General features: G+C 55.0%; 17 protein-coding genes. 10 read left to right on the top strand and 7 right to left on the bottom strand.

What is annotated here, in order from left to right; genetic code table 11:
- Positions 1-51: 51 nt before the first annotated feature.
- From WC392_02490 to gmk, 3 genes are all read right to left on the bottom strand, one after another.
- Positions 52-2,166, bottom strand: coding sequence for a bifunctional (p)ppGpp synthetase/guanosine-3',5'-bis(diphosphate) 3'-pyrophosphohydrolase (locus tag WC392_02490; protein MFA5241225.1), 2,115 nt, complete (start codon positions 2,164-2,166; stop codon positions 52-54).
- An 89-nt stretch (positions 2,167-2,255) separates the two neighbouring features.
- Positions 2,256-2,462, bottom strand: a complete 207-nt coding sequence (rpoZ, locus tag WC392_02485) for a DNA-directed RNA polymerase subunit omega (GenBank protein MFA5241224.1) — start codon at positions 2,460-2,462, stop codon at positions 2,256-2,258.
- Positions 2,463-2,494: 32 nt separating this feature from the next.
- Positions 2,495-3,106: a guanylate kinase gene (gene gmk / locus WC392_02480; protein ID MFA5241223.1), complete on the bottom strand. Its 612-nt coding sequence runs from the start codon at positions 3,104-3,106 to the stop codon at positions 2,495-2,497.
- A 237-nt stretch (positions 3,107-3,343) separates the two neighbouring features.
- On the opposite strand from gmk, the gene WC392_02475 reads away from it, so the two are divergent.
- From WC392_02475 to WC392_02450, 6 genes are all read left to right on the top strand, one after another.
- Positions 3,344-6,409: a transglycosylase domain-containing protein gene (locus tag WC392_02475; protein ID MFA5241222.1), complete on the top strand. Its 3,066-nt coding sequence runs from the start codon at positions 3,344-3,346 to the stop codon at positions 6,407-6,409.
- Between the two features lie 455 nt (positions 6,410-6,864).
- The gene (locus WC392_02470) at positions 6,865-7,926 is read left to right on the top strand and encodes an SMP-30/gluconolactonase/LRE family protein (GenBank protein MFA5241221.1); all 1,062 of its coding nucleotides are present in this window, start codon (positions 6,865-6,867) and stop codon (positions 7,924-7,926) included.
- A gap of 133 nt (positions 7,927-8,059) precedes the next feature.
- Positions 8,060-8,764: a cytochrome c3 family protein gene (locus WC392_02465; GenBank protein MFA5241220.1), complete on the top strand. Its 705-nt coding sequence runs from the start codon at positions 8,060-8,062 to the stop codon at positions 8,762-8,764.
- 9 nt (positions 8,765-8,773) lie between these two features.
- On the top strand, positions 8,774-10,609 hold the full coding sequence (locus WC392_02460) for a hypothetical protein (GenBank protein MFA5241219.1): 1,836 nt from the start codon (positions 8,774-8,776) through the stop codon (positions 10,607-10,609).
- Between the two features lies 1 nt (position 10,610).
- Positions 10,611-11,711 carry a PQQ-binding-like beta-propeller repeat protein gene (locus WC392_02455; protein MFA5241218.1) on the top strand — a complete coding sequence of 367 codons (1,101 nt, stop codon included), beginning with the start codon at positions 10,611-10,613 and terminating at the stop codon, positions 11,709-11,711.
- Positions 11,609-12,754: a cytochrome c3 family protein gene (locus WC392_02450; protein ID MFA5241217.1), complete on the top strand. Its 1,146-nt coding sequence runs from the start codon at positions 11,609-11,611 to the stop codon at positions 12,752-12,754. The genes WC392_02455 and WC392_02450 overlap by 103 nt, the downstream gene beginning before the upstream one ends.
- Before the next feature lie 456 nt (positions 12,755-13,210).
- Here the strand turns inward: WC392_02450 and WC392_02445 are convergent, their stop codons facing one another.
- The 4 genes from WC392_02445 to WC392_02430 form a co-directional block, all read right to left on the bottom strand.
- Positions 13,211-13,990: a hypothetical protein gene (locus WC392_02445; protein ID MFA5241216.1), complete on the bottom strand. Its 780-nt coding sequence runs from the start codon at positions 13,988-13,990 to the stop codon at positions 13,211-13,213.
- Positions 13,983-14,711 carry a hypothetical protein gene (locus WC392_02440; GenBank protein MFA5241215.1) on the bottom strand — a complete coding sequence of 243 codons (729 nt, stop codon included), beginning with the start codon at positions 14,709-14,711 and terminating at the stop codon, positions 13,983-13,985. The genes WC392_02445 and WC392_02440 overlap by 8 nt, the downstream gene beginning before the upstream one ends.
- Position 14,712: 1 nt before the next feature.
- Positions 14,713-15,564: a hypothetical protein gene (locus WC392_02435; GenBank protein MFA5241214.1), complete on the bottom strand. Its 852-nt coding sequence runs from the start codon at positions 15,562-15,564 to the stop codon at positions 14,713-14,715.
- A 678-nt stretch (positions 15,565-16,242) separates the two neighbouring features.
- Complete coding sequence (locus WC392_02430) at positions 16,243-17,265, bottom strand: NHL repeat-containing protein (protein MFA5241213.1); 1,023 nt, start codon at positions 17,263-17,265, stop codon at positions 16,243-16,245.
- A 339-nt stretch (positions 17,266-17,604) separates the two neighbouring features.
- Between WC392_02430 and WC392_02425 the strand changes: the two genes are divergently transcribed.
- From WC392_02425 to WC392_02410, 4 genes are all read left to right on the top strand, one after another.
- Positions 17,605-17,892 (top strand): hypothetical protein, encoded by a 288-nt coding sequence (locus WC392_02425; GenBank protein ID MFA5241212.1) that lies wholly within the window; start codon positions 17,605-17,607, stop codon positions 17,890-17,892.
- A gap of 359 nt (positions 17,893-18,251) precedes the next feature.
- Complete coding sequence (locus WC392_02420; protein MFA5241211.1) at positions 18,252-19,322, top strand: hypothetical protein; 1,071 nt, start codon at positions 18,252-18,254, stop codon at positions 19,320-19,322.
- 116 nt (positions 19,323-19,438) lie between these two features.
- Positions 19,439-20,161, top strand: coding sequence for a hypothetical protein (locus WC392_02415; GenBank protein ID MFA5241210.1), 723 nt, complete (start codon positions 19,439-19,441; stop codon positions 20,159-20,161).
- Between the two features lie 15 nt (positions 20,162-20,176).
- Positions 20,177-21,148 (top strand): hypothetical protein, encoded by a 972-nt coding sequence (locus tag WC392_02410; protein MFA5241209.1) that lies wholly within the window; start codon positions 20,177-20,179, stop codon positions 21,146-21,148.
- Positions 21,149-21,319 lie beyond the last annotated feature (171 nt).

Here is a 21,319-nt window from a genome sequence, read left to right as displayed (position 1 = left end):
GGAGGTGTGTGCGCCTCCCCCTGACAAGGGGGGACTGAGGGGGGTTGGGGGTTAGCCCTTGGTTCGGTTGATCCTTACCACTTCCTGCAACTGGCGCAGGCCGCGCATGACGCGGGCGAGGTGCATGCGGTTTTCCACCTGCAGGGTGAAATACATGGTGGTGTAGGCGCTGCCGTCTTCCTCTTCCATGCTGACATTGTCGATATTGGAGTCGGCATCGGCGATGGTGGCCGCTACCTTGGCCAGTACGCCACGCTGGTTGGCAACCACCAGCTTGATCGAGACATCGAAGAATTTCCTGGTGTCCGGATCCCACTCCACGTCCACCCATTTGTCCGGATCGTTGCGGTAATGCGCGATGGTGGGGCAATCGTGGGTGTGAATGATGAGTCCCTTGCCCTTGTTGATGAAGCCCAGAATCGGGTCGCCGGGAATGGGGCGGCAGCAGCTGGCAAGTTGTACCGCCATGCCTTCCGTGCCGCGAATGGTCATGGCGCTCTGTGGCCGGCTTTCGTCGGGCGGCGCTTCGCCGAGGGTTGCCAGTTGCCGTGCCACGACAATGTTCAGGCGCTTGCCCAGGCCGATATCGGCGAGAATTTCGCTTCGGGTTTTTCCTGCGTTTTCGCGTAGCAATTTTTCCCAGGGACCATCGCCGATACTCGCCGGAGCGATCTGCAGGGCGCGCAGCGCCTGCTCCAGCAGGCGTTCTCCGAGCGCGACGGATTCCTCATAGTGCAGGGTTTTGAGGTAATGGCGAATATGGGAGCGTGCCTTGCCGGTGGCGACATAATTCAGCCAGCCCGGATTGGGGTTGGCGTGGGTGGCGGTAATGATTTCCACATGATCGCCATTCCGGAGCTCGGTGCGCAAGGGAGCATGTTCGTGATTGATCTTGACCGTCACGGCCCGGTTGCCTACATCGGTATGCACTGCATAGGCAAAATCCACTGCCGTGGCCCCGCGCGGCAAGGCCATGATCTTGCCCTTGGGGGTGAAGACATAGACTTCGTCTGGAAATAGATCGACCTTGATGTGTTCCAGGAACTCGGCGGCGTCGCGGCTCTCATTCTGGATTTCGAGCAGGTTCTGCAGCCACTGGTGGGTTTTTTGCTGCATGTCGCTGATGCCGGTTTCGCCGCTCTTGTACAGCCAGTGCGAGGCGACGCCCGCCTCGGCAATGTGGTGCATTTCCTGGCTGCGGATCTGGATTTCGATCGGCGTGCCGAAAGGGCCAAACAGCGTGGTATGCAGCGACTGGTAACCATTCGCCTTGGGGATGGCGATGTAATCCTTGAATTTCCCCGGGATCGGCTTGTACAGGCTGTGCAGGGAGCCCAGGGCGAGGTAGCAGGTCGATGCGTCCTTGACGGTTACGCGGAAACCATAGATGTCGAACACCTCGGAAAAGGCCAGGTTTTTTTCCTGCATCTTGCGGTAAATGCTGTAGAGGTGTTTTTCGCGTCCGGTGACGCTGGCTTCGATATTGCAGCTGGCAAGCTTGTTCTTGATCGCTTCCAGCACCTTGCTGACGACCTCCCTGCGGTTGCCGCGCGCGGCTTTGACGGCCTTGGAGAGAACAGTGTAGCGGTTGGGATAGGCAAAGTGGAAGCCGAGATCTTCCAGCTCGCGATACACATTGTTGAGACCGAGGCGGTTGGCAATGGGCGCGTAGATTTCCAGGGTTTCGTGGGAAATGCGCTGTTGCTTCACCGCCTGCATCGACTCCAGTGTGCGCATGTTGTGCAACCTGTCGGCCAGCTTGATCAGGATCACCCGAACGTCGCGTGCCATCGCGAGCAGCATCTTGCGGAAATTTTCCGCCTGGGCGTGGGCTTCTGACTGGAATTCAATCTTGTCCAGCTTGGAAACCCCATCTACCAGCTCGGCCACCTGCTTGCCAAACTGCGCGCCGATTTCATCGCTGGTGGTCGGGGTGTCTTCCACCACATCATGCAGCAGCGCGGCCATGATGGCCTGGGCGTCAAGGCGCCATTCGGCCAGGATGGTGGCGACTGCGAGCGGGTGGGAAATGTAGGCTTCACCGCTTTTGCGCATTTGCCCGTGATGGGCTGCTTCGGCAACGCGAAAAGCTTCCTCGACCTGGGTAATGTCCTCAGGCTTGAGGTAGGTGGAGAGAATCTCGGTGAGTTGGGACGGGTTGGACATGGGGGTTAGGGGTGAGAGGTGAGGGGTGAGGCGCTAGACATCATTGCCATGTTTTTCGCCTCGCCCCTCACCCCTAACGCCTCACGGTGTTACGCCTGTCCGCGGTTGAGAATTTCCCGGCCTACCTTGCCCAGTGCGATTTCCTTCAGCGCGACAACGGTCGGCTTGTCGCGGCCGGCCTCTACCAGGGGCGTGGCGCCGTTGGCCAGTTGCCGGGCGCGGTAGGTGGCGGCCAGGGTCAGTTCAAAGCGGTTGCCGAAATTTTTCAAGCAGTCGTCTACGGTAATACGTGCCATGGTAAGGGTTCCTAATGGGTTTTCAGGTATGTTCAGGTCAGGCTGGCGATGAGTTCGCCATGCCGCGCCAACTGTGCGGCGATAGTGAGCCGCTCTGCCCGGACCACTGCCAGCAGATCCTGCTGCGCGGTCTCGAAATCGTCGTTGATAATAACATAATCAAATTCGCTGACATGGCTGATGTCCTCGCGCGCGGCCGCGACACGGCGCTGAATCACTTCTTCCGCATCCTGGCCCCGGCCCCGCAGACGCAGTTGCAGAGCATCCACAGATGGCGGCAGTATGAAAATACTGATCGCGTCCGGAATCAGCTTGCGCACCTGGGCGGCGCCCTGCCAGTCGATTTCCAGCAGGATGTCCGTGCCAGTCCTGCGTGAGGCTTCAATCCATGGCTGCGAGGTGCCGTAGAAGTTACCATAGACTTCCGCGCTTTCGAGAAAATCGCCATGTTCCAGCCTCTGCATGAAAGTTTCGCGGCTGACGAAGTGGTAGTGCTGGCCGTCCACTTCGCCCGGACGCGGTGCGCGTGTGGTGTAGGAGATGGAAAGCTGGATGCCCGTGTCGGCGGCAAGCAATTTCTTTACCATGCTGGTTTTTCCCGCACCCGATGGCGCGGCGACAATAAACAGGTTTCCGGTGGTCATGATGGTATGCTCTTTTCAAGAAATGCAAATTTCGCTAACGATACCAGATTTATATTTTGCGCTGAATGCTTCATGAGTTCTGTTCAAGCCCGGCACGGCGAGTAAAATCGCGTTTATTATTTATGCTCATATCCTGTTTATATGCCCCCCTGGTTTTTTGTGGAATCTGACACCCCGAAACGTTTATCACTCAGACGCCTGGCCCGGTTTCTTGCTCTTGGCGCCGCAGCCCTTTTTTTGCTCGCGCTGCTCGCACTGGGTGCGCTGGCCTATTATGAAGGCCAGACTTCGACATTTCAGGCCGGATACCTGGCCCGGCTTGGCAAGTCGCTGAATTTCGAGCTTAAAAACGGACCCAATCCATCATTTAATGTCATCCAGGCCGGCCCTTACGACGAGCGTATGGGTTATAGCCGAATCAAGGGCTGGACACCGCGCCTGCTCGAACAGGGTTTTCAGGTTAGCCATCAGGCGCGAATTTCAACACAGATGCAGGACCTGATCGATCGTGATCTCTTTGCGCCCTACCGTGAGAAAACCCAGGCCGGACTGAACATTCTCGATCAGCATGGCGAACGCCAGTATGGTGGCCTTTTTCCCACGCGCATTTACCCGAATTTCGATGCTGTCCCATCGCTGGTGCGCGATACCCTGCTGTTTATTGAAAACCGGGAATTGCTTGATCAGGCCAATCCAAAAAAGAATCCGGCGCTGGAGTGGGAGCGCCTTGGGCGCGCCGTGCTGGACAAGGGGATTCAGGCCGTCAGGCCGGAGCATGATGTACCGGGCGGCAGTACGCTGGCCACGCAGATCGAGAAATACCGCCATACGCCTAATGGCCTGACGCTGAGTGCCGAGGACAAGCTGCAGCAGATGGCATCGGCTTCGGTGCGTGCTTATCTGGATGGCGAAAACACCTTGCCATGGCGCAAATCTATCCTGGTGAGTTATCTCAACACCGTGCCGCTCGCGGCAGTCGGCGGGTTCGGCGAAGTCAATGGCATGGGCGATGGGCTATGGGCCTGGTACGGTCTGGATTTCGAGCGTGTCAATCAGACCTTGCGTGCCTGGTCCGGCACCCCAGCCGAAGTCGAAGCCGTGGCGCCGGTCTACAAGCATGTGTTGAGCCTGATGATCGCGCAGCGCCGGCCATCGGGCTATCTTGGAGGCGGGCACGAGGCCCTGGATGCGCTGACCAACAGCCATCTGCGCGTACTGGCGGCCGAGGGTGTGATTCCGGCAGGTTTGCGCGATGCCGCGATGCGGGTGAAATTGCAGTTCCGCAAGGCGGCGATCGTCGAGGATAGCGGCGCTTATTCCTCGCGCAAGGCGGTGAACGCGGTGCGCGTGCGGCTTGCCTCGTCGCTCGGGATGGCTCGCCTGTATGAACTGGATCGTCTCGACCTGACGGTGAAAACCACGCTCAACAAGGATCTTCAGCAGAAGGTCACCACTATTCTGCGCCAGTTCGGGCAGCCGGAATACGCCCGAGCCGCCGGCCTGTATGGCGAACGCTTGCTGGGCGCGGCCGATCCGGGGCGTGTCATCTACAGTCTGAATATTCATGAATTGACGACGGAAGGCGCCAAGCTGCGCATCCAGGCGGACAATTATGACCAGCCCTTCGATATCAATCAGGGCTCCAAGCTGGATCTGGGCTCTACCGCCAAGCTGCGCACCCTGGTGAACTATCTCGAAATCATTGAAAAACTGCACCAGCGCTACGCCGCCACTCCGGCAGACGCGTTGCGCAAGGTCGAAAGCGCTCCCATGGATGCCCTGACGCGCTGGTCGGTCGATTACCTGCTTGAGCATGAAGATAAAAATCTGGCGGATATGCTGGATGCCGCTCTGGAGCGGCGTTATTCCGCCAGCCCCGGCGAGGCGTTTTTTACGGGGGGCGGGCTGCACTACTTCCATAACTTCAAGCGCGAAGATGATGGCCAGGTGCTGAGCGTGCGCGAGGCCACGCGTAACTCGGTGAATCTGGTATTCATTCGCATCATGCGTGATATCGAACGTTATTACATGTTCAATATGCCGAATTCATCGGCCAATATCCTCAAGGATGCCAAGGATCCCAATCGCAAGATTTATCTGAAACGCTTCGCCGACAAGGAAGGCAAGGAGTTCCTCAGCCGTTTCTATCAGAAATACCGCAACAAGAAGCAGCAGGAAGTCAGTGATGTCTTCTTTTCCGGCATCAAGCCCGCCCGGCGGCGGTTGGCGGCGGCTCATCGCTACATTTACCCCAAGGCTTCGCAGGCTGAATTTGTTGCTTTTATGGATGCACGCCTTCCCGGTTTCAGGAGCGAGGGGGAGCGCGCCACCACCGCTTTGTACGAAGAGCTTTCTCCCGGCCGGCTATCGCTGGCGGATCAGGGGTACACGGCGCGGGTTCACCCGCTTGATCTGTGGCTGGCGGCTTTTTTCGTGCAACATCCGGGCGCACTTTACAAGGATGCCATCGAGGCCAGCGCGGCAGAACGCATCGAAGTGTACAGCTGGCTTATCAATACCAGCCGCAAGAACGCCCAGGACGGCCGCATTCGCAGCCTGCTGGAAGTCGAAGCTTTCCTGGAAATACACCGCGACTGGAAGCGTCTGGGCTACCCCTTCGACTATCTGGTGCCCTCTCTTGCTACCGCTATTGGCAGTTCAGCCGACCGGCCCGCGGCGCTGGCGGATCTGATGGGCATCATTCTCAACAATGGCGTGCGCCCCCCCGCCAATCTGATCGAGGAACTGCATTTCGCTGCCGGTACGCCATTCGAAACGATCTACAAACGTACACCAGAAAAAGGGGAGCGAATGTTCTCCCCGGAACTCGCTTCCGCCGTGCGCGGGGCGCTGATCAACGTGGTGCAGCATGGAACCGCTTCCCGTCTGGCAAATGCCGTCGTCAAGGATAATGGCGAGCACATCGCCATTGGCGGCAAGACCGGCACCGGCGATCATCGTTATGTCACATTTTCGTCTGCTGGTGTGATCAAGGAATCTCGCGCGGTGAATCGTTCGGCCACCTTTGTTTTTTTTATCGGCGATCGCTTTTACGGTTCGCTTACCGCCTTCGTTCCGGGTGTGGCCGCTGCCGATTACAAGTTCACATCGTCACTTTCCGCGCAGGTCCTGAAGCATCTGCTGCCCACCCTGAAACCGCTTACCGATACGGCCCACCCCTTGCCGGAGCAGATCAAGCCAGGGAAGAAGGAAACGCCGCATGTCGCGCCACAAAAATCCACTCCTCGCCAGGATGAGCTTGTTGATTCAACAATAAAGGAAACGGTGGGCGAAGCCGAATAATCCTGGAAAAAGCAGTTGCACCGCAAAGGACGCTAACTCCCATCCCAGCCTTCCCCCGTGATTATCCATTCGAATGCGCATTCATGTAGCATGTAGGAGGAGCGGCGCCCTCGCCGCGAATGCGATTGCAATTCGCGGCGAGGGCGCCGCTCCTACAGCGGTGTTTTGGTGCTATGGATAAAATTACATCTGCATCCAGCAACCTGAATCCATTTTCTCCGGCGCAGCGCCATCTGAAAGAACTAGTCCCTTTGTGCTATTGCAAAGCCACACTGGTAACATGGCATAATTACCCTGGAGAAATTGTCTGTTGCCGATGCAGGTTGCGGTGAATGTCCATGAAATTTTTGTGGGCATATTGCGGATAATGCGATCTCAATGATAGACTGCCATCAGATAATATGATCCGAACATAAAATTAAGTAATGAGATGGCTGCGGCGATTTAGGAAAACAATGAAATTTAGTTGGTCTGAGTGGAAGCATGTTTTGATGCTGGCCTGCCTGGGTGTTGCCTCGGCGGGGCTTTTTGGCTGCGCGACAGAGGCGCCGAAGAAGAAGGATTACAGTGACCTGACATGGCCCATGCCACCGGAGCAACCGCGGGTCCGTTTTGTTGCCGAGTATTATGGGCAGAGTGATCTGGCGGTAAGGGATGAGTTGAAAGCGGCGCTGCTGGGCGAAGAGCGGGCTGGACTGGTCCTTCAGAAGCCCTATGGGGTAACGGCTACCGCCGATGGCAAGTTGATCTACGTCACCGACACCAAGCTGCGAGCTGTTGTGGTGTTCGATCTCGAGAAAAAAGAGTTGCGTGCGCTCCAGACCGATGCGCAGGGCGCCATGTATAACCCGCTGGAGATCCGTCTCGACAGCCGGGGCCGCATTTTTGTTACGGATTCCGAGCGCAAGGAAGTGCTGATACTAAGCCCGGAAGGCAAGACGCTGATGGCTCTGGGCAAGAAGGAAGACATCGGGCGTCCGACCGGCCTGGCCCTGGATGAGGCGCGTAACCGGTTTTATGTCGCGGATACCTCCAAGCACCGGGTGCTGGTGTACGACATGGAGGGCAAGCCTTTGTCCGTGTTCGGCGAGCGGGGCTCGGAGCCGGGGCAGATGAATTATCCGGTCAATCTTGCAGTGGACCGGGAGGGCCGGTTGCTGGTGTCCGATACCGGCAATTTCCGGGTTCAGGTGTTCGATGGCGAGGGGAAGTTTCTTAGTGCGTTCGGTCAGCTTGGCGATTCGTATGGCAGTTTCAGCCGCCCTAAAGGAATTGCGCTGGACTCCGATGATAATGTTTATGTGCTGGATGCGGCATTCAACAACTTCCAGATTTTTAACCGCGAAGGGAAAATTCTACTCTTTGTCGGCACCATGGGCCGTGAGCCGGGCATGTTCTGGTTGCCAGCGGGGATATTTGTGGATGGGACAGACAAAATTTACGTAGCTGACTCGATAAATGCACGCATACAGGTATTCCAGTATCTAAAGGGGAAAGGAGCCGCTATTGACAAATAAAGCAGCAAAGGGTTTCGCCAGAGCATAAAATTAATGAAAGCCGGGTAAAAACCCCGGAAGGGTTGCAGGCGGTATGAAGTTTTCAATACTGGCTGTTGCCAAAAAATCAAGATTAATTTGGAGGAGTAATATCATGAAACAAACTTCAGTAAAGCGGGCCTGGATAGCGGGGCTGGTTCTTGCCCTGACAGGCGTTTTCTCCGGAGGGGCGATGGCAGGCATAGCGCTAACCAAGCATAACCTCTCCACATCAAAACCGGTTGGTGCGACAATTTATTCGTCTGACCAGACAGAGATCTGCATTTTCTGTCACACCCCGCACGATGCGATCAAGAACAACAATATTCCGCTGTGGAACCACACGCTTTCAACGACTGCTTCGTATGGTGTTTACACCAGCCCGACCTATCAGGCTACTGATACCGCAGATGTGGGTGGAGTGACGGCCTCGACGGCCGCGGTCAGCAACCTGTGCCTGTCCTGCCATGACGGTACCGTGGCAATCAATTCCTTCAACAATCCCTCCAACCTGAACCCGACCACCACCATGGTGGGGACAACTGGCGGGAATCTGCCAACTGGAAACAGCAATCTGGGTACGGACCTGACCAACGATCACCCGGTCAACTTTACTTACAACACAACGCTTGCCACGAACGATGGCTCACTGGTCAATCCTGTGGATGCAACGGGTAGCGGTTTGTCAAACGGCGTCAAGCTCTACAGTGGCAAAGTCCAGTGCGCTTCCTGCCATGATCCACATACCAGTGCTCAAGGTGCATTCCTGCGCACCGCGATGACAGGCAGTCAGTTGTGCTTCTCCTGCCATAGCAAGTAACGCCTGGGTGTGGCTAAGGAAGGTGGTCGATACGGCTCCGGGAGGGTCGGGGGTGCGTTTGTCGCACTTCTGCTCCTGTTTCCCGGGCCGGCCCTGGCACTGAGAAATTCGGAATCGCAAGGCGGGGCGGGTCGGCTGACCTTCTACGGCTCGGTGGGCGTGGAGGCGGAAGACTACCAGTATGAATCGGACTATGGAACGCGTGACCGAACCAGGTTTCGCACGCGGTTCGACCTGAATGGGCGCGGATTTATCTGGGATCCACGCTTTGCGACATTCGATGCGGGGGTAACCCTGCAAAGAGAAAGTGTGCAGACCAACGAGAATGATACTGGGGGAGATACCAGTTACAACATGCTCGGCTACCGCCTCAATACGACCTGGTTTGCCAACAAGCCCTACCCCCTGACGCTTTATGCCAATCGCAGCCAGAGTACCGTTTCGGACTTCTGGAGCCCTTCCTACGAGCTGACCACAAACAATCTCGGCGCACGCTGGGGCCTGCAAAATAAATGGCTGGGACGAAGTAATTTTTACCTGGACCGGACCAGTTCTGAATCGTCCAGTTCTCTGGTGCCACGCTCGGAACAGCAACTTTCTCTGGGTATGGATTCGAGCCAGAAGTTGCGCCCCAAGCAATGGGGGGAGTCTGACCTGTCCTACGGCTACCGGTATACCGCCTGGGAGGAGCAGGTGTATGGCGGCAACCAGCGCCAGAATTATCTTTACCTCAATGACCGCTCTCTCTTTGGCGACAAGGCAAACCTGACGGCCAATCTGACCTATTATGATCGTAGCGACGAGTGGGGCGGGACAGGTTTGGGCAGCAATGCCATGGAGTCAAGGTTTCTCGGCTTCAACAGTATGTACACCGTGCAGCAAACAGATAACTTCCGCCATTTCTACGGGCTGGGCCTGGGGATGAATAACACCGGAAATTCGCAAAACACTTCCCACAATATTTCAGGCGGTGCGAATTACCGCTTTAACGCGCAGTGGCAGGTCACCGGAATGTTGGGCATGAGCGGTTCCAGGTCAGAGACGTCCGCAACGAGCTTGGGTGATCCTGGGCAGCAACAGGAAACGACCTCGCTGACTGGCAACGTGGCGGCAATGTACACCGATACTTATTTCGGGAACTACCTGGTGAATGGCGGTTACACCCTGGGACTGATGCGATCAGAGACCACGTCAACCTATGGCATGCCAGCGCAAGAGAATACCATTCACACCGTCAATCTGGGCTACACCCGGATGAACTCGCCACTGTTTTCCGATTCGCTGCAGCTGCGCTTGAGCCAGACGATGGGTGAGCCCAGCGGTAGCGAATCCAACATCCGTTACAGCGTAACCAGCATGCTGACGCAAAGCGACATGCTGCAGGGGATTGTTGAATTTCGCCGCTATCAACAGGAGTATATGATCTGGACGAATGATCCCGCCACGTCAGATTATTATTACTACGGTATGAATTCACAAAGCACGCGCATGGATTTCGGCTGGTCGCATCGCTTTCAGGACTCAGGGAGCCTGATGTTATCCGCCGGCGCCACACGCGGGGATAGCCAGGGCGTTGCCCTGGATACCCGCTATATGCAGGCGCGCGCCGTCATGCGATTGCGCAGCGCACTGAACTGGACAGCCCTTGCGCGTGCGGAACAGATCGAAGGGTCGGCATATATTGCGGGCCGGAAGGTAACACTCGAATCGGACCTGAATTACCGTATCGGAAAATGGCAGGCGACCGCGCGCTACCGCTATCGGGATGCCCAACAGGAGTTTGCTCCGTTCAAGGAACATTCGATCAACTTGATGCTGAAGCGGGATTATGGCTTTCGTTTGTGATTTGTTTCGCGTAGCCCTCGCTTTATCCTTCCTTGCGTGCCAGTCATCTGCGCTGGCGGCCAACTGGCCGATGCTTGGTGGTGGTCCGCAGCATGCCCACCAAAGTTCGGATGCGTTGCCTGCCAGAGAAGCGGTACAGCAGTGGGAGCTTGCGACGGGAGGTAAGGTTTCTGCCGGGCCGGTTTCCGATGCCCGCATGGTATTTGTCGCCAGCAGTGACCGCCGGCTGAGTGCGCTGGATGCTAGAAATGGACATGTTTTATGGCGTTTTGAAGCGGGCGGGCCGCTTTTGTCCGAGCCGGTGCTTGCTGACGGCATGGTCATCGTTGCCGCCAGGAATGGTGAGGTAACGGCATTATCCGCCTTCGATGGCAAACAGCGCTGGCAGGTCAAAAATGTAGGTGGCGGGGTCGTTGCCGCACCGGTTGTGCGTGACGCCAAATTATATCTGGCTAGCGTGGACCAGTTTCTCTATGCGCTGGATGTGAAAACCGGCAAGGAACTCTGGCGCTACCGCGCAATGGATTATAAGTATGGTGGTATCTACGCTTCTCCAGCGGCTGATGGCGCGAGGGTGTATGTTGGTTCCAAAAACGGGGTGTTGCATGCCATCCTTGGTGATACCGGAAAACTTGTTTGGCAGGCAGATCTGGGCTCATCACTTTATGGCGCTCCGGCATTGGTTGAGGGTAAGGTGTACCAGGGTTCATATGATCGTCATGTTTATGCGCTTCAGGCTGAAGATGGGAAAGTTCTATGGCGCACGGAGCTGGATGATTGGCCGCAAGGGACACCGGCGCTGGCAGGCAACATGTTGTATGTGTGCAGTCGTAGCGGGATTCTTTACGGCCTGAATAAGGATGATGGCCAGATCGTGTGGCAGATGCCACTGGGCGGGGAAGTTCGGCATTCGCCCAGTATTGGACGCAACCACATCGGTGTCGTGGCTACCATAGATGGTATTCTGGTCGCAGTGGATCTGGAGCGGCGGCGGGTGGCATGGGAACGGAAATTGAAAGGTGGCGCTTTTGGAGGCCCGGCGATCAACGACGGTGGCGTGCTGGTTACGACTCAGGAGGGTGTGGTGAGCGCATGGCGCTAGGGGGTCTGGGGCGCAGTTTCGGTGATCTCCGGTGGTGGGTTTGTTTGTTGTTGATGCTTATGGCATTTCCTTTGAGCGCCGCGCCTCAGGAAAGCACGAAACCAAAAACAATATGGGATGAAAAAGCGCTGTTTGACCGGGCTGACGAAATTCCGCAACTGTTGCGCAAGGGAATAATTAATGCGGAACAGATCCCCGATCCTCACTGGCGCGATGATGGCAAGGGATGTCAGTCCTGCCATCGTGACACCCCCCTTGGTAATGACGCAAAGCTGCGCACTAAGGACATCAACGCCCTGTGCAATAATTGCCATGACACGGTTTCCGTGCACAACTACATCCATGCGGTGGGCATGGAGCCTACCGCCGAGAAACGCGACCGGATGCCGGACCACTTCCGCCAGGCGGTAAAGCGTGGCGGTGGTGTGCTGACTTGCATCGCATGCCATGATCTGCCGATGCAGTGCAAAAAGGAGCGCTTTGAGGAAAAAGGGCTCAACCCAAGATTCTTTCGTGGCGGGCCATACACGGCTCGTACGGATCTTTGCTTTAACTGCCACAACCCGACGCACTATGAGCGCCTCAACCCACATGACCAGATCAGCGACAAGGGAGAATTGAATACCCAGCGCTGCCTGGTATGCCACAGCGTGACGCCAAACCGGCGGGCGGCCAAAAGCATTGATGACGTAAGCTTCAACGTGACGGACGACCTGACAAAATTATGTACCGGCTGCCACCCTTGGCGGCCCCATCCGGGCGGAGGGTGGGCAACATTCGCGACAAACTCGAACCGGGAAGGGCCGAATCATCTGGTCAAGCCGCCTGAAGCAATACTGAAACGCCTCAAGGAATCCGAGGTAAAGCAGGATGTTGTTCTTCCGCTGGACCCTTCGACCGGGCAAGTTTTTTGTGCTACCTGCCATAACCCGCACGAGCGCGGGGTGCAGCGGCATGCACGTGCCGATAAGGGTGCCGATGGGTTCAAGCGCTTGCGCTTAACAGCGAAGGTGCCAATTTGTAACAACTGTCACAACAAGTGATGGGATATTGCCGGCCCGATCTCAGGATGCCTCACCATGAAGCCCCGCTCTGGGCTGCATAATTCACTTCCCCTGGAAGAGTTAAGCGGGTGATTCTGATTCGAGTTGCTCTCGGCTTAACCCAGTACGCCCACTGCCTGTGGCTTGCTTCGTCGCAACGCTTCTCCCGTGCTGCTTCTGCTTTGTTTTTCATCATTGCGAGGAGAAGCGACAAAGCAATCTGCAGCTTGTTGATGTTCAAGAAATGAGATTGCTTCGCTACGCTCGCAATGACAGGGCAACGGAATACAGCACTTCCTTAAACCCGGGTTGTAGGTCGGGTTTTAACCCGACATGTCGGGCAGTACCCGTTAAGGGCATCCCCGCCGGGAATGGATGCTTCGCATCTCGTTCCGGCGAGAAAGCCCGACCTACGCCCAAATGGATTGTCTGGGTTAAGTCTGCACTACCATGGCTTTAGCGCTCACTCCGGGTATTGCGCATGAGCGAAGGCAGATAAAAGTCCTTGTACTGCTTGATGATATTCGCGCCTTCGCCAAATGTCAGGAGCTGTGCCCTTTGTGGCGAATACATGAGTTGCACGAAATCCAGCGGACCATTTTCTCTATGGCATTCATCACAAAATATGGGCTTCGGCGAAAACTCCTTATGAATGTCCGTGTTAAGGCGCATCTTGCGCTTTTCGTAGTCTCCGTCGCTATCCTTGGCCGCAGATTCATCCAGGAATTGTAGTGCTTCCGGGTTTTCATCCAGGCGTCTGGAAACACCATTTTCGGTCTTGAATGGAATGATTGTCCCTCCATAATCACCCGGTTGGCCTTTCAAAGCGGTCAGGGGTGTATTGGAGCCACGCTGCAGCCATTTGTATTCGAACTTCTCGCCTTCCTTGGGGGCGATGTGGCAAACCTCGCAGGCCAGGAAGAACGAGTGGGCGTTGAGCATTCCCCTTGCTTCCTTGGATTTCGAGTGTGACAAATCTTCATGGCACTTCAGGCACCACGATTTCGACTTGCTTCCGGCAAGCACGGACTCGTCGATGCCGTGAAAAGACTCGTAAAGCATCTCTTGTCGCGGGACTGCCTTTTTCGCCAGCGTCTCCTCGTCGCGTTGTGCGCCCTTGAAATAAGTTAGATAGACCAGCCAGATAGAGAAAGATACCAGCAGAATTCCTATCGTAAGCATCACGAAATGGACGAGGAGCCTTTTCGGAGCGCTTGCGCCGCTTCCTTTATGCATTGCGCCCTCCTTCGGTGGCGTTCGCGGTGTTCGCTGATTTAGATGCTTCATCCGCAATGATTCGTTCGTACCAGAGCGAATGCTCATCCTTCATCATCGATTCCGATATGTTTCCGTCGATAAAAGCCTTGTTCATCGGGTAGACATGCGGGTTGTAATGAACCGTAAATATATGGCCAACAATAATCGCCAGTGCGGCCAGGGTTGCCTCTCCCAAATGCAGCGCGTCGGCCACGTCGAGGTAAAATTTCGGCCAGTAGGATTGTGTCCACATCATGGTTCCGGTGCTGATAACGATGAACATGCCGAAATAGACGGAAAAATACTCCAGTTTTTCAAGGTAGGTAAATCGATCCATTTTGGGACGCGCATCCCGCTTGCCTAACATGTACATGACGTTCTGATACGCATCCACCCCGTCTTTAAGCCTGGGCAGCATGGCGCGTATCCAGCTTTTGCCATCGGTTTTGAGCAGAACGTAGTAGAGGTGATAGAAGCATACCGCGGTAACCGCCACGGCAGCGATGCGGTGAACGATTCCGCGCCAGTAGAAGATGCTTTTCCCGGCCGAGCCGAACAGCTTGATGGCCCATACTTCGCCCATTAACATGAACCCCGTCAAGATCAGCAAGCCTGTTGAAACAAAAAGAATGACGTGCTGAATTCTCTCGCTCTTGGTAAGCCGAACGAAGGCCCTTTCGTTATTGCCGTGCCCGCCCATCTCAGTGCCCTCCTTTTTTACTGTCCCGGTATGTCGCATAAAGATCCAGCAGTCTGTGCCCGCCAAGCCCGAGAACTACCCCTGCAATGAGAATCTGATAGAAGAGGTTGATCAAGTTCAACACCATGGTCTGGAAAGCCTCGTCCTGGAGAACCGAATCGGTGCCTGCCTTGCCACCCGCCGTCTCGAGGACTGCCTTGAACTGGGATGCGTGCGCCTTGCTGCCCGTGGCAAACTCTTGCGTTGCCGAAGCATGGCAGCCAGCCTGTGCGCAGGTTTCACGCTTGTTATCGGCATTGACCGGCGAGTTCTTCATCTTGTGCGCAGTGATCTTGTGGGGTGAAAATCCCAGCGCATAGGGCGCATGGCAGTTCAGGCAGTTTGCTACTTCCTCGTCGCCATACAGAATCGCCTTGCCATGGTAGGTATCCTGAAATCCAACTACCACATCCAGCTTGTGTCTTGCCATCATGCTCGGATTGGCGTGGCATTTGCTGCACAGCCTGACCACCTCGGATGATGGGCGGCGGCTTGAAAGCCGGTAATCGATGTGGCTCAGAAAGCGGGTGATCCATGCTTTATCTTCGTGGCATTGGTGGCAAATCTCCATGGATGCCTTCGTTTTCAATTGTTGCTGAAGATTGAGCAGGTAGGGTTTGTTCGTATGGCAGTCCCTGCAGGCGGGTAAATCGGACTGGTTTTCAGCGCCGGCACCCTTTGCACCGTGTGCACTCTTCTCCAGATCTTCCACAATGGCCTTGTGCGAGAATTTCTTGCCGGAAGAGGGTTCGTTGAGATGGCAGGTCTTGCCGCAATCAACTTTTTTCGCGTCCGTATGAGGGATTTTATCCACGCCTTCATGGCAATCCGAGCAGTTGAATCTGCCATGGTATGAGGCATTGTGCATGTCTTCATTGACGTAAAAGACCCGCTTTACGATCCGGTTCCTCGCGTCTTTGTCATAGCGGCCCAAGCCGGGATACTTGTGGCATAAGAGACAGCCATCCTGACCTTTTGGGACGGACACCTGAACGCTGGACGCGGGAACCGCATGTCCTGGGTTCAGGAATCCTGGAGTGGGCGCCGCGACAGTCGACGCGAACCCTGAAGTTGCCGTCATGGCCATCGCCGCTGCAAAGGCAATGCCTGTAAGAAATGCCCAGACTCTTCCTGGGGGCTTGGCGGGTAGGTATTTCTGCGATTGGTGCTTCATCTGTTGCCCTTTATGCCATCAGACGGATTTTGCTGATCCGATATGGGTGGGGCCATCCCTCCCATATCCGGCCGCCAGGCAGCCGAAATGTTCGTTCCTGTTTGCTTCCTGGCCGATCGATCGCGTGCATTTGCACTCCATCTGCCGGCGCTGTTAACGCGCATAAAAAGCTCTCAATGTCCTTTTACGTAGCATTTTAACTCTCTTTTTTGCCGTTTGTGTGCCTTGCTGCGCATTACAAGCCGGTACACGCTCGGCGTACCGATATTGACCTTTTCATGCGGATGATCCCGGATTTAAGGAGTCGTTCCCGCAGTTTCAATCGCCCATGCTATAGACCGAGATCTTGTTGCGTAAAATCTCGGCGGTATAAATCCGGTTGTCGCTGCCGACTGCGATTCCGCCAGCAGATACAAATCGCTGCGGCTTGCCGCCTCGGCCCAGAACGTGCAGGAATCGGCCTTCATTGTCAAAAACCTGAATCACATCCATATAGCTGTCGCTGATGTAGATGTTTTGTTTTCCATCGATGGCCACGCCTTTGGGGCGGAAGAGCTGGCCCGGGAGCACGCCCCAGTTACCGACCTGAATAAGCAATGCGCCCAGATCATCAAACCCCTGCACGCGGGAATTAAGCGCATCCGCTATATATACGTCCCCTTCCGAGGATAATGCAACAGATGCAGGGTAGCGGAATAGCCCTCCACTCTCGCCATTTCCGCCCCACTTTCCGACAAGTCTGCCCGGTGCCGCAAAGGCCATGATTTTGTGGTTGTTGTTGCCACTCACGAAAATTTTGCTGCCCGTGATATCCGTTGCCACATCTATAGGGCGTATCGCCAGGCCGTCTTCGATAACCGGGAATGCATATTGAAATCGTCCGTCGGAAGCGAATACCTGGATGCGGTGGTTCCCCGTGTCGGCCACATAGACACGCCCCTTCCCATCGGCCCCGACACCAACCGGGTCCTTCAGTTGGCCCTCTCCAGACCCTTTTCGGCCAATGGTAAAAAGAAATTTTCCATTCCGGTCAAAGGCAACAACTCGATGATTGCCGCCATCAACTACAAATATACGACCGTCGCTGCTGACTGCCACATCGGTAGGCAGGGATAGCCCGCCAGCGCCCTGGCCGGTGATGTCGAATAAATGGCGGATGTCTGCGGTGGGTATCCCGGCCGCAAATGAAATGACCGCCCAGCCCATAAGCAGGGCTGTGATGCCCAGCTGTGACGATCGCCGGAAAGCCGTACCCCACACACTCATACCAAACCCACGTAACTTCTGCATCCATGCCCTCATCAGCTTATATCCGGATTTCATGCTTGCCAGGCCATGCATGGCTGTGTCTGACTTTCCCAATCATCGTACTCAATTTGCGAGGGGGTGAACAGGGCGATAAGGGGGCGACACAAACGTATTTGTTTTTCCGTGGAACGTGCCAGGGGCAATGCTTGGTCGCAGAAGTGAAAACAAGAGCGGGTTCCGTCGCTTGAATAAAAAATCGAATCAGTAAAGCTAATGCTATGGATCAGTAAAACTAATAGGTATATGATATAGGGCGAATCGTTGTTGTCAATAGCTCACTTCGAACGGTTGTTTCAAATGTATCGCTTTTGCTTTGGATGGGGTGCGTGCCGGGTGCGGGATTCAAGCGAGGATTGTTCGAAGGCGGTAGATGTGAGGGCTGAAGTTGGCCGGGTGGCGTCGCTTTTGGTGGCGTTCGCATGTTTGGTCATGGCTTTTTTTTTCGGGAGTAGCGAATCCTTTCATCTTTCCGTCACCGTTGTGGTTCTTCCGCTCGGCTGCATTTGGTATGGCAGTGAGATCGGCAGTTTCGTGGGCATGACCGCGAATGGAGAGAGCGAGGCCGGCAATTTTTTTGGTGTACTGGTGGTGGCAATCGGCTGGGTTGTGCTTTTTGCCATGCTGGCGGGTATTGTGTTTTCTACATTTGGACGTTTGTAGCAATGCGGTGGCTTGCTGTTTCGCCAGCCATGCTTCTACGAAATTTTGCCATTTAGCCGCGTTGCCACGGTGGATTGTAGAGAGTGAGGACTTGCTTTGATTTTATTAAGACAATATGATCTTGTGATCGTGTTGTTTAATTTAGTTGATTCATGTCAAGTATTTTATGGGGAGTGCCCGAATAAACTAGAAACATGTTTTTGCGGTGCAACTGGCGGAAAGGTTGGCAGTGCTTGAATGTGTGGAAGTGGCGGGGTTGAACCCTGAAGCGGTAATCGCCAGGGTAGCGTTGGATAGTCATGTGGGCTGATGCGGCATGAGTTCAACTAAAAAAGAGACAAAAATATAAGGCCAGGTCAATGGGTAAGTCATCCTTCAAAACTCGTGTTATTTTGTTTTTCGCGGCCTTGCTTCTTTTCGGTGTGGGGGGGGAGACCTATGCCGAGGACGAATTGAACTGCGTTCTCTGCCACAAGCATCGCGGCCTGAGCCGCATTGATGAAAATGGCAATTTCCGTCTGTTTTACATCAACGAAGCCCTGTTTGAGGAGGGCCCTCATGTCCGGGTGAAGTGTATGGACTGTCATCAGGATATCAGCAAAATCCCCCATGACCCCGCCAAGAAGGTGGATTGCACCACCGAGTGCCATCTGACCGAACCCTCTGGCAAGAAAAAATTCTCGCACAAGCCGGTGTCGGATCTGCTGGCCAAGAGCGTTCACGGCAAGCTCGATGCCGAAGGCAAGCCCAAGGAACACCAGCAAGACTACCCCAGCTGCAAGGATTGCCACGAAGAGCCTTTGTACCGCCCGTTGTCCTTCTTCAAGGGCAAGTCCCATGGCGTATCCGAGCGCGGGCTCAGCCGATGCAAGACCTGCCACAGCACGGGGAACTTTGCTGAGTCCTTTTATAAACATGTGACTTCACGTCTGCAAAAGATGCGCAAGCCATCTGAAATTGTAGGTATCTGTGCCAGGTGCCACGGAGACAAAGGGTTCCAGCAACGGCACGATCTTGACGATGTGGTCACTTCCTACAAGGAAACCTTTCACTGGAAGGCGATTCGTTTTGGCTCCGAGGAGACGCCGGACTGCATGGACTGCCACGTGGTCAAGGGTGAGAGCGTGCACTTCATCGAGGGTCAGGACTCCCCGACATCGGCCAGCAACAAGAAAAATGTCCCGACAACCTGCCGCACCTCCGAGTGCCATGAAAAAGCGGGCCCGAAACTGGCCGGTTTTCAGGTTCACGTCACCTATGACAAGGACAAATACCCCTTGCAGCATTACATGTTGAAATTTTTCACGGCGCTAATGGCGGGCGTGATGTATTTCTTCATGGTTCTCATTATTCTGGAACTGCTGAGGAGGCTCTTCCCGAACTTCTCCTTCAGGAAGTCGCCGGATGATGATCACCACTCCTCCAAATAACAAGCCGAAAATATGTACTGATTGAGGGTTACTTGAAAATGGCCATGCCGAAATATCCGATAATATGTGAAAGAAACGGGCGGAGATATTTCTACCGGTTCTCGCTGCATCAACGATTGCAGCACATTGTACTGTTCACCACGGTGATCACCCTGTCATTAACCGGGTTCCCGCTGAAATACCACGATCAGCCGTGGGCGGAGTCCATCTACAAGGTATTCGGCGGCATCGACCATGCGCCGACGATTCACCGTATCGTGGGCTCCGTCCTGCTGGGCCTGTTTGTCTACCACACCATTTACTGGATGTATCTGTTCTATACCCGGCGGGTGCTGCGCCTGAAGAAGGAAGGGCGTCTTACCCTGGGCAATATTGGCAGGGAATTCCTGGCCCAGGAGATGGTTCCGAACAAGAAGGACTTCTTCGACCTGATCGACATGTTCAAGTACCTGTTGTACTTCACCAATCGGCCACCGCGCTATGACCGCATGTCATGGAAGGAGAAGTTCGATTACTACGCGCCCTACTGGGGTATTCCCATCCTGGGGCCGGCAGGTTTCGTTCTCTGGTGGCGGGATGAGTTCAGCCACATCCTTCCCGGCATTGCGATGAACGCCTTCTACATCATGCATACCGACGAAGCATTGCTGGCAGCGCTGTTCCTGTTCTTCGTCCATTGGTACAACGTGCATTACTCGCCCGAAAAATTCCCCTTGGGTACGGTATTCATCACCGGATATCTCACGGAAGACGACATGATCCACGAGCATTATGCGGAATATGCGCGGATCATGACCGAACAAGGCCTCCAGGACGAAATCAGACCTCAGCACCACTAAGGGCCGGAGAAATATATGTATAGTCGATTCAAAACACTTATAGGCAAGCTCTACGCAATCGTCCTGATCATCTTCGCGGTATGGTACGGAAATTTCATCTACCCGATTATCTTCAGCCATGCGGATCATCATGAAGAGCCGCCAGTGGAACAGCAGGTTTTTGGCACCACGGTGAAAGCACCCGAAGCCGCGTCTTTTGAAGAAGAGGCGCTGCAGAAGGTCATGAAGGAGCAGAAAGCGACGGCCACCACCGATCTCGGCTATACCGTTGTGAAGGAACAGTATGTGAAAGGCCACTTTCACCATATCGGCATGATGGTGGAGCCGGACGAAACCAATGTGTGCACGCGCTGTCATGGCGCGGTGCCTCATGACAAGTCCAAGCCCATACGCGCCTTCCTGAACATGCACGCGTTCTTCGTCGCCTGTGAAACCTGCCACATCAAACAGAAGCCGGACCAGGGGCCGTGGGCATTCCGTTGGTACGACAAGGCAAACGGCCAGGTAGTGGCCAACCCCCCGGGGCTGGTGGCAACCGAGAAGGAAAAATATGGCAACTACGGAACCAAGATTGCGCCCGGAACATTGGCCGCTGACGGCAACTTCCGTTTCCTGAATGGGGATCGTGAACGGGCGTTTGTGACTGATTACCTGAAAAACAAGGACGGCCTCAGCACTACCGAGCAATCCAAGATGAAGAAAGTGATTCACCGCATGGTGGACGAGAAGCCTCTTCTATGTGACAGCTGCCATACTTCAACGCAGACGCCCTATGTTCCGTTTGCGGAGCTCGGTTATCCGCCCCGCCGGATACAGCAGCTGACCAACACCGAGGTGGTGGGAATGTTGCATAAATATAGTGATTTCCATATTCCCAAGTTTCTGCTGCCGGGCACAGGCGCGGCCTGGACCGAGGGAGAGAAGTCCAAGCCAGGGCAGTCTCCGGACCCGAAGGTAGAGTGGGCCGAAACATCGAAAGCTAAATAAGTATCAGGTTTCAGGCCGGTTTTAAGCAAATGGGAGCGTATTGAAGCACCCATTTGCTTTTTTCCGTTCTTGGTCCGATGCGGCAACAAAATGGCATTCCCCGCAATGACCGGTCAGACTAAAAGCGAGGCTTGATTTAACAGGCCACACAGGCTTGTGCGGCGGTGATCG

It is taken from the genome of Sulfuricella sp. (assembly GCA_041651995.1).
Lineage (GTDB): Bacteria > Pseudomonadota > Gammaproteobacteria > Burkholderiales > Sulfuricellaceae > Sulfurimicrobium.
The sequence above is the reverse complement of the archived record's forward strand: the minus strand, read 5'-3'. Positions and strand labels throughout refer to the sequence as shown.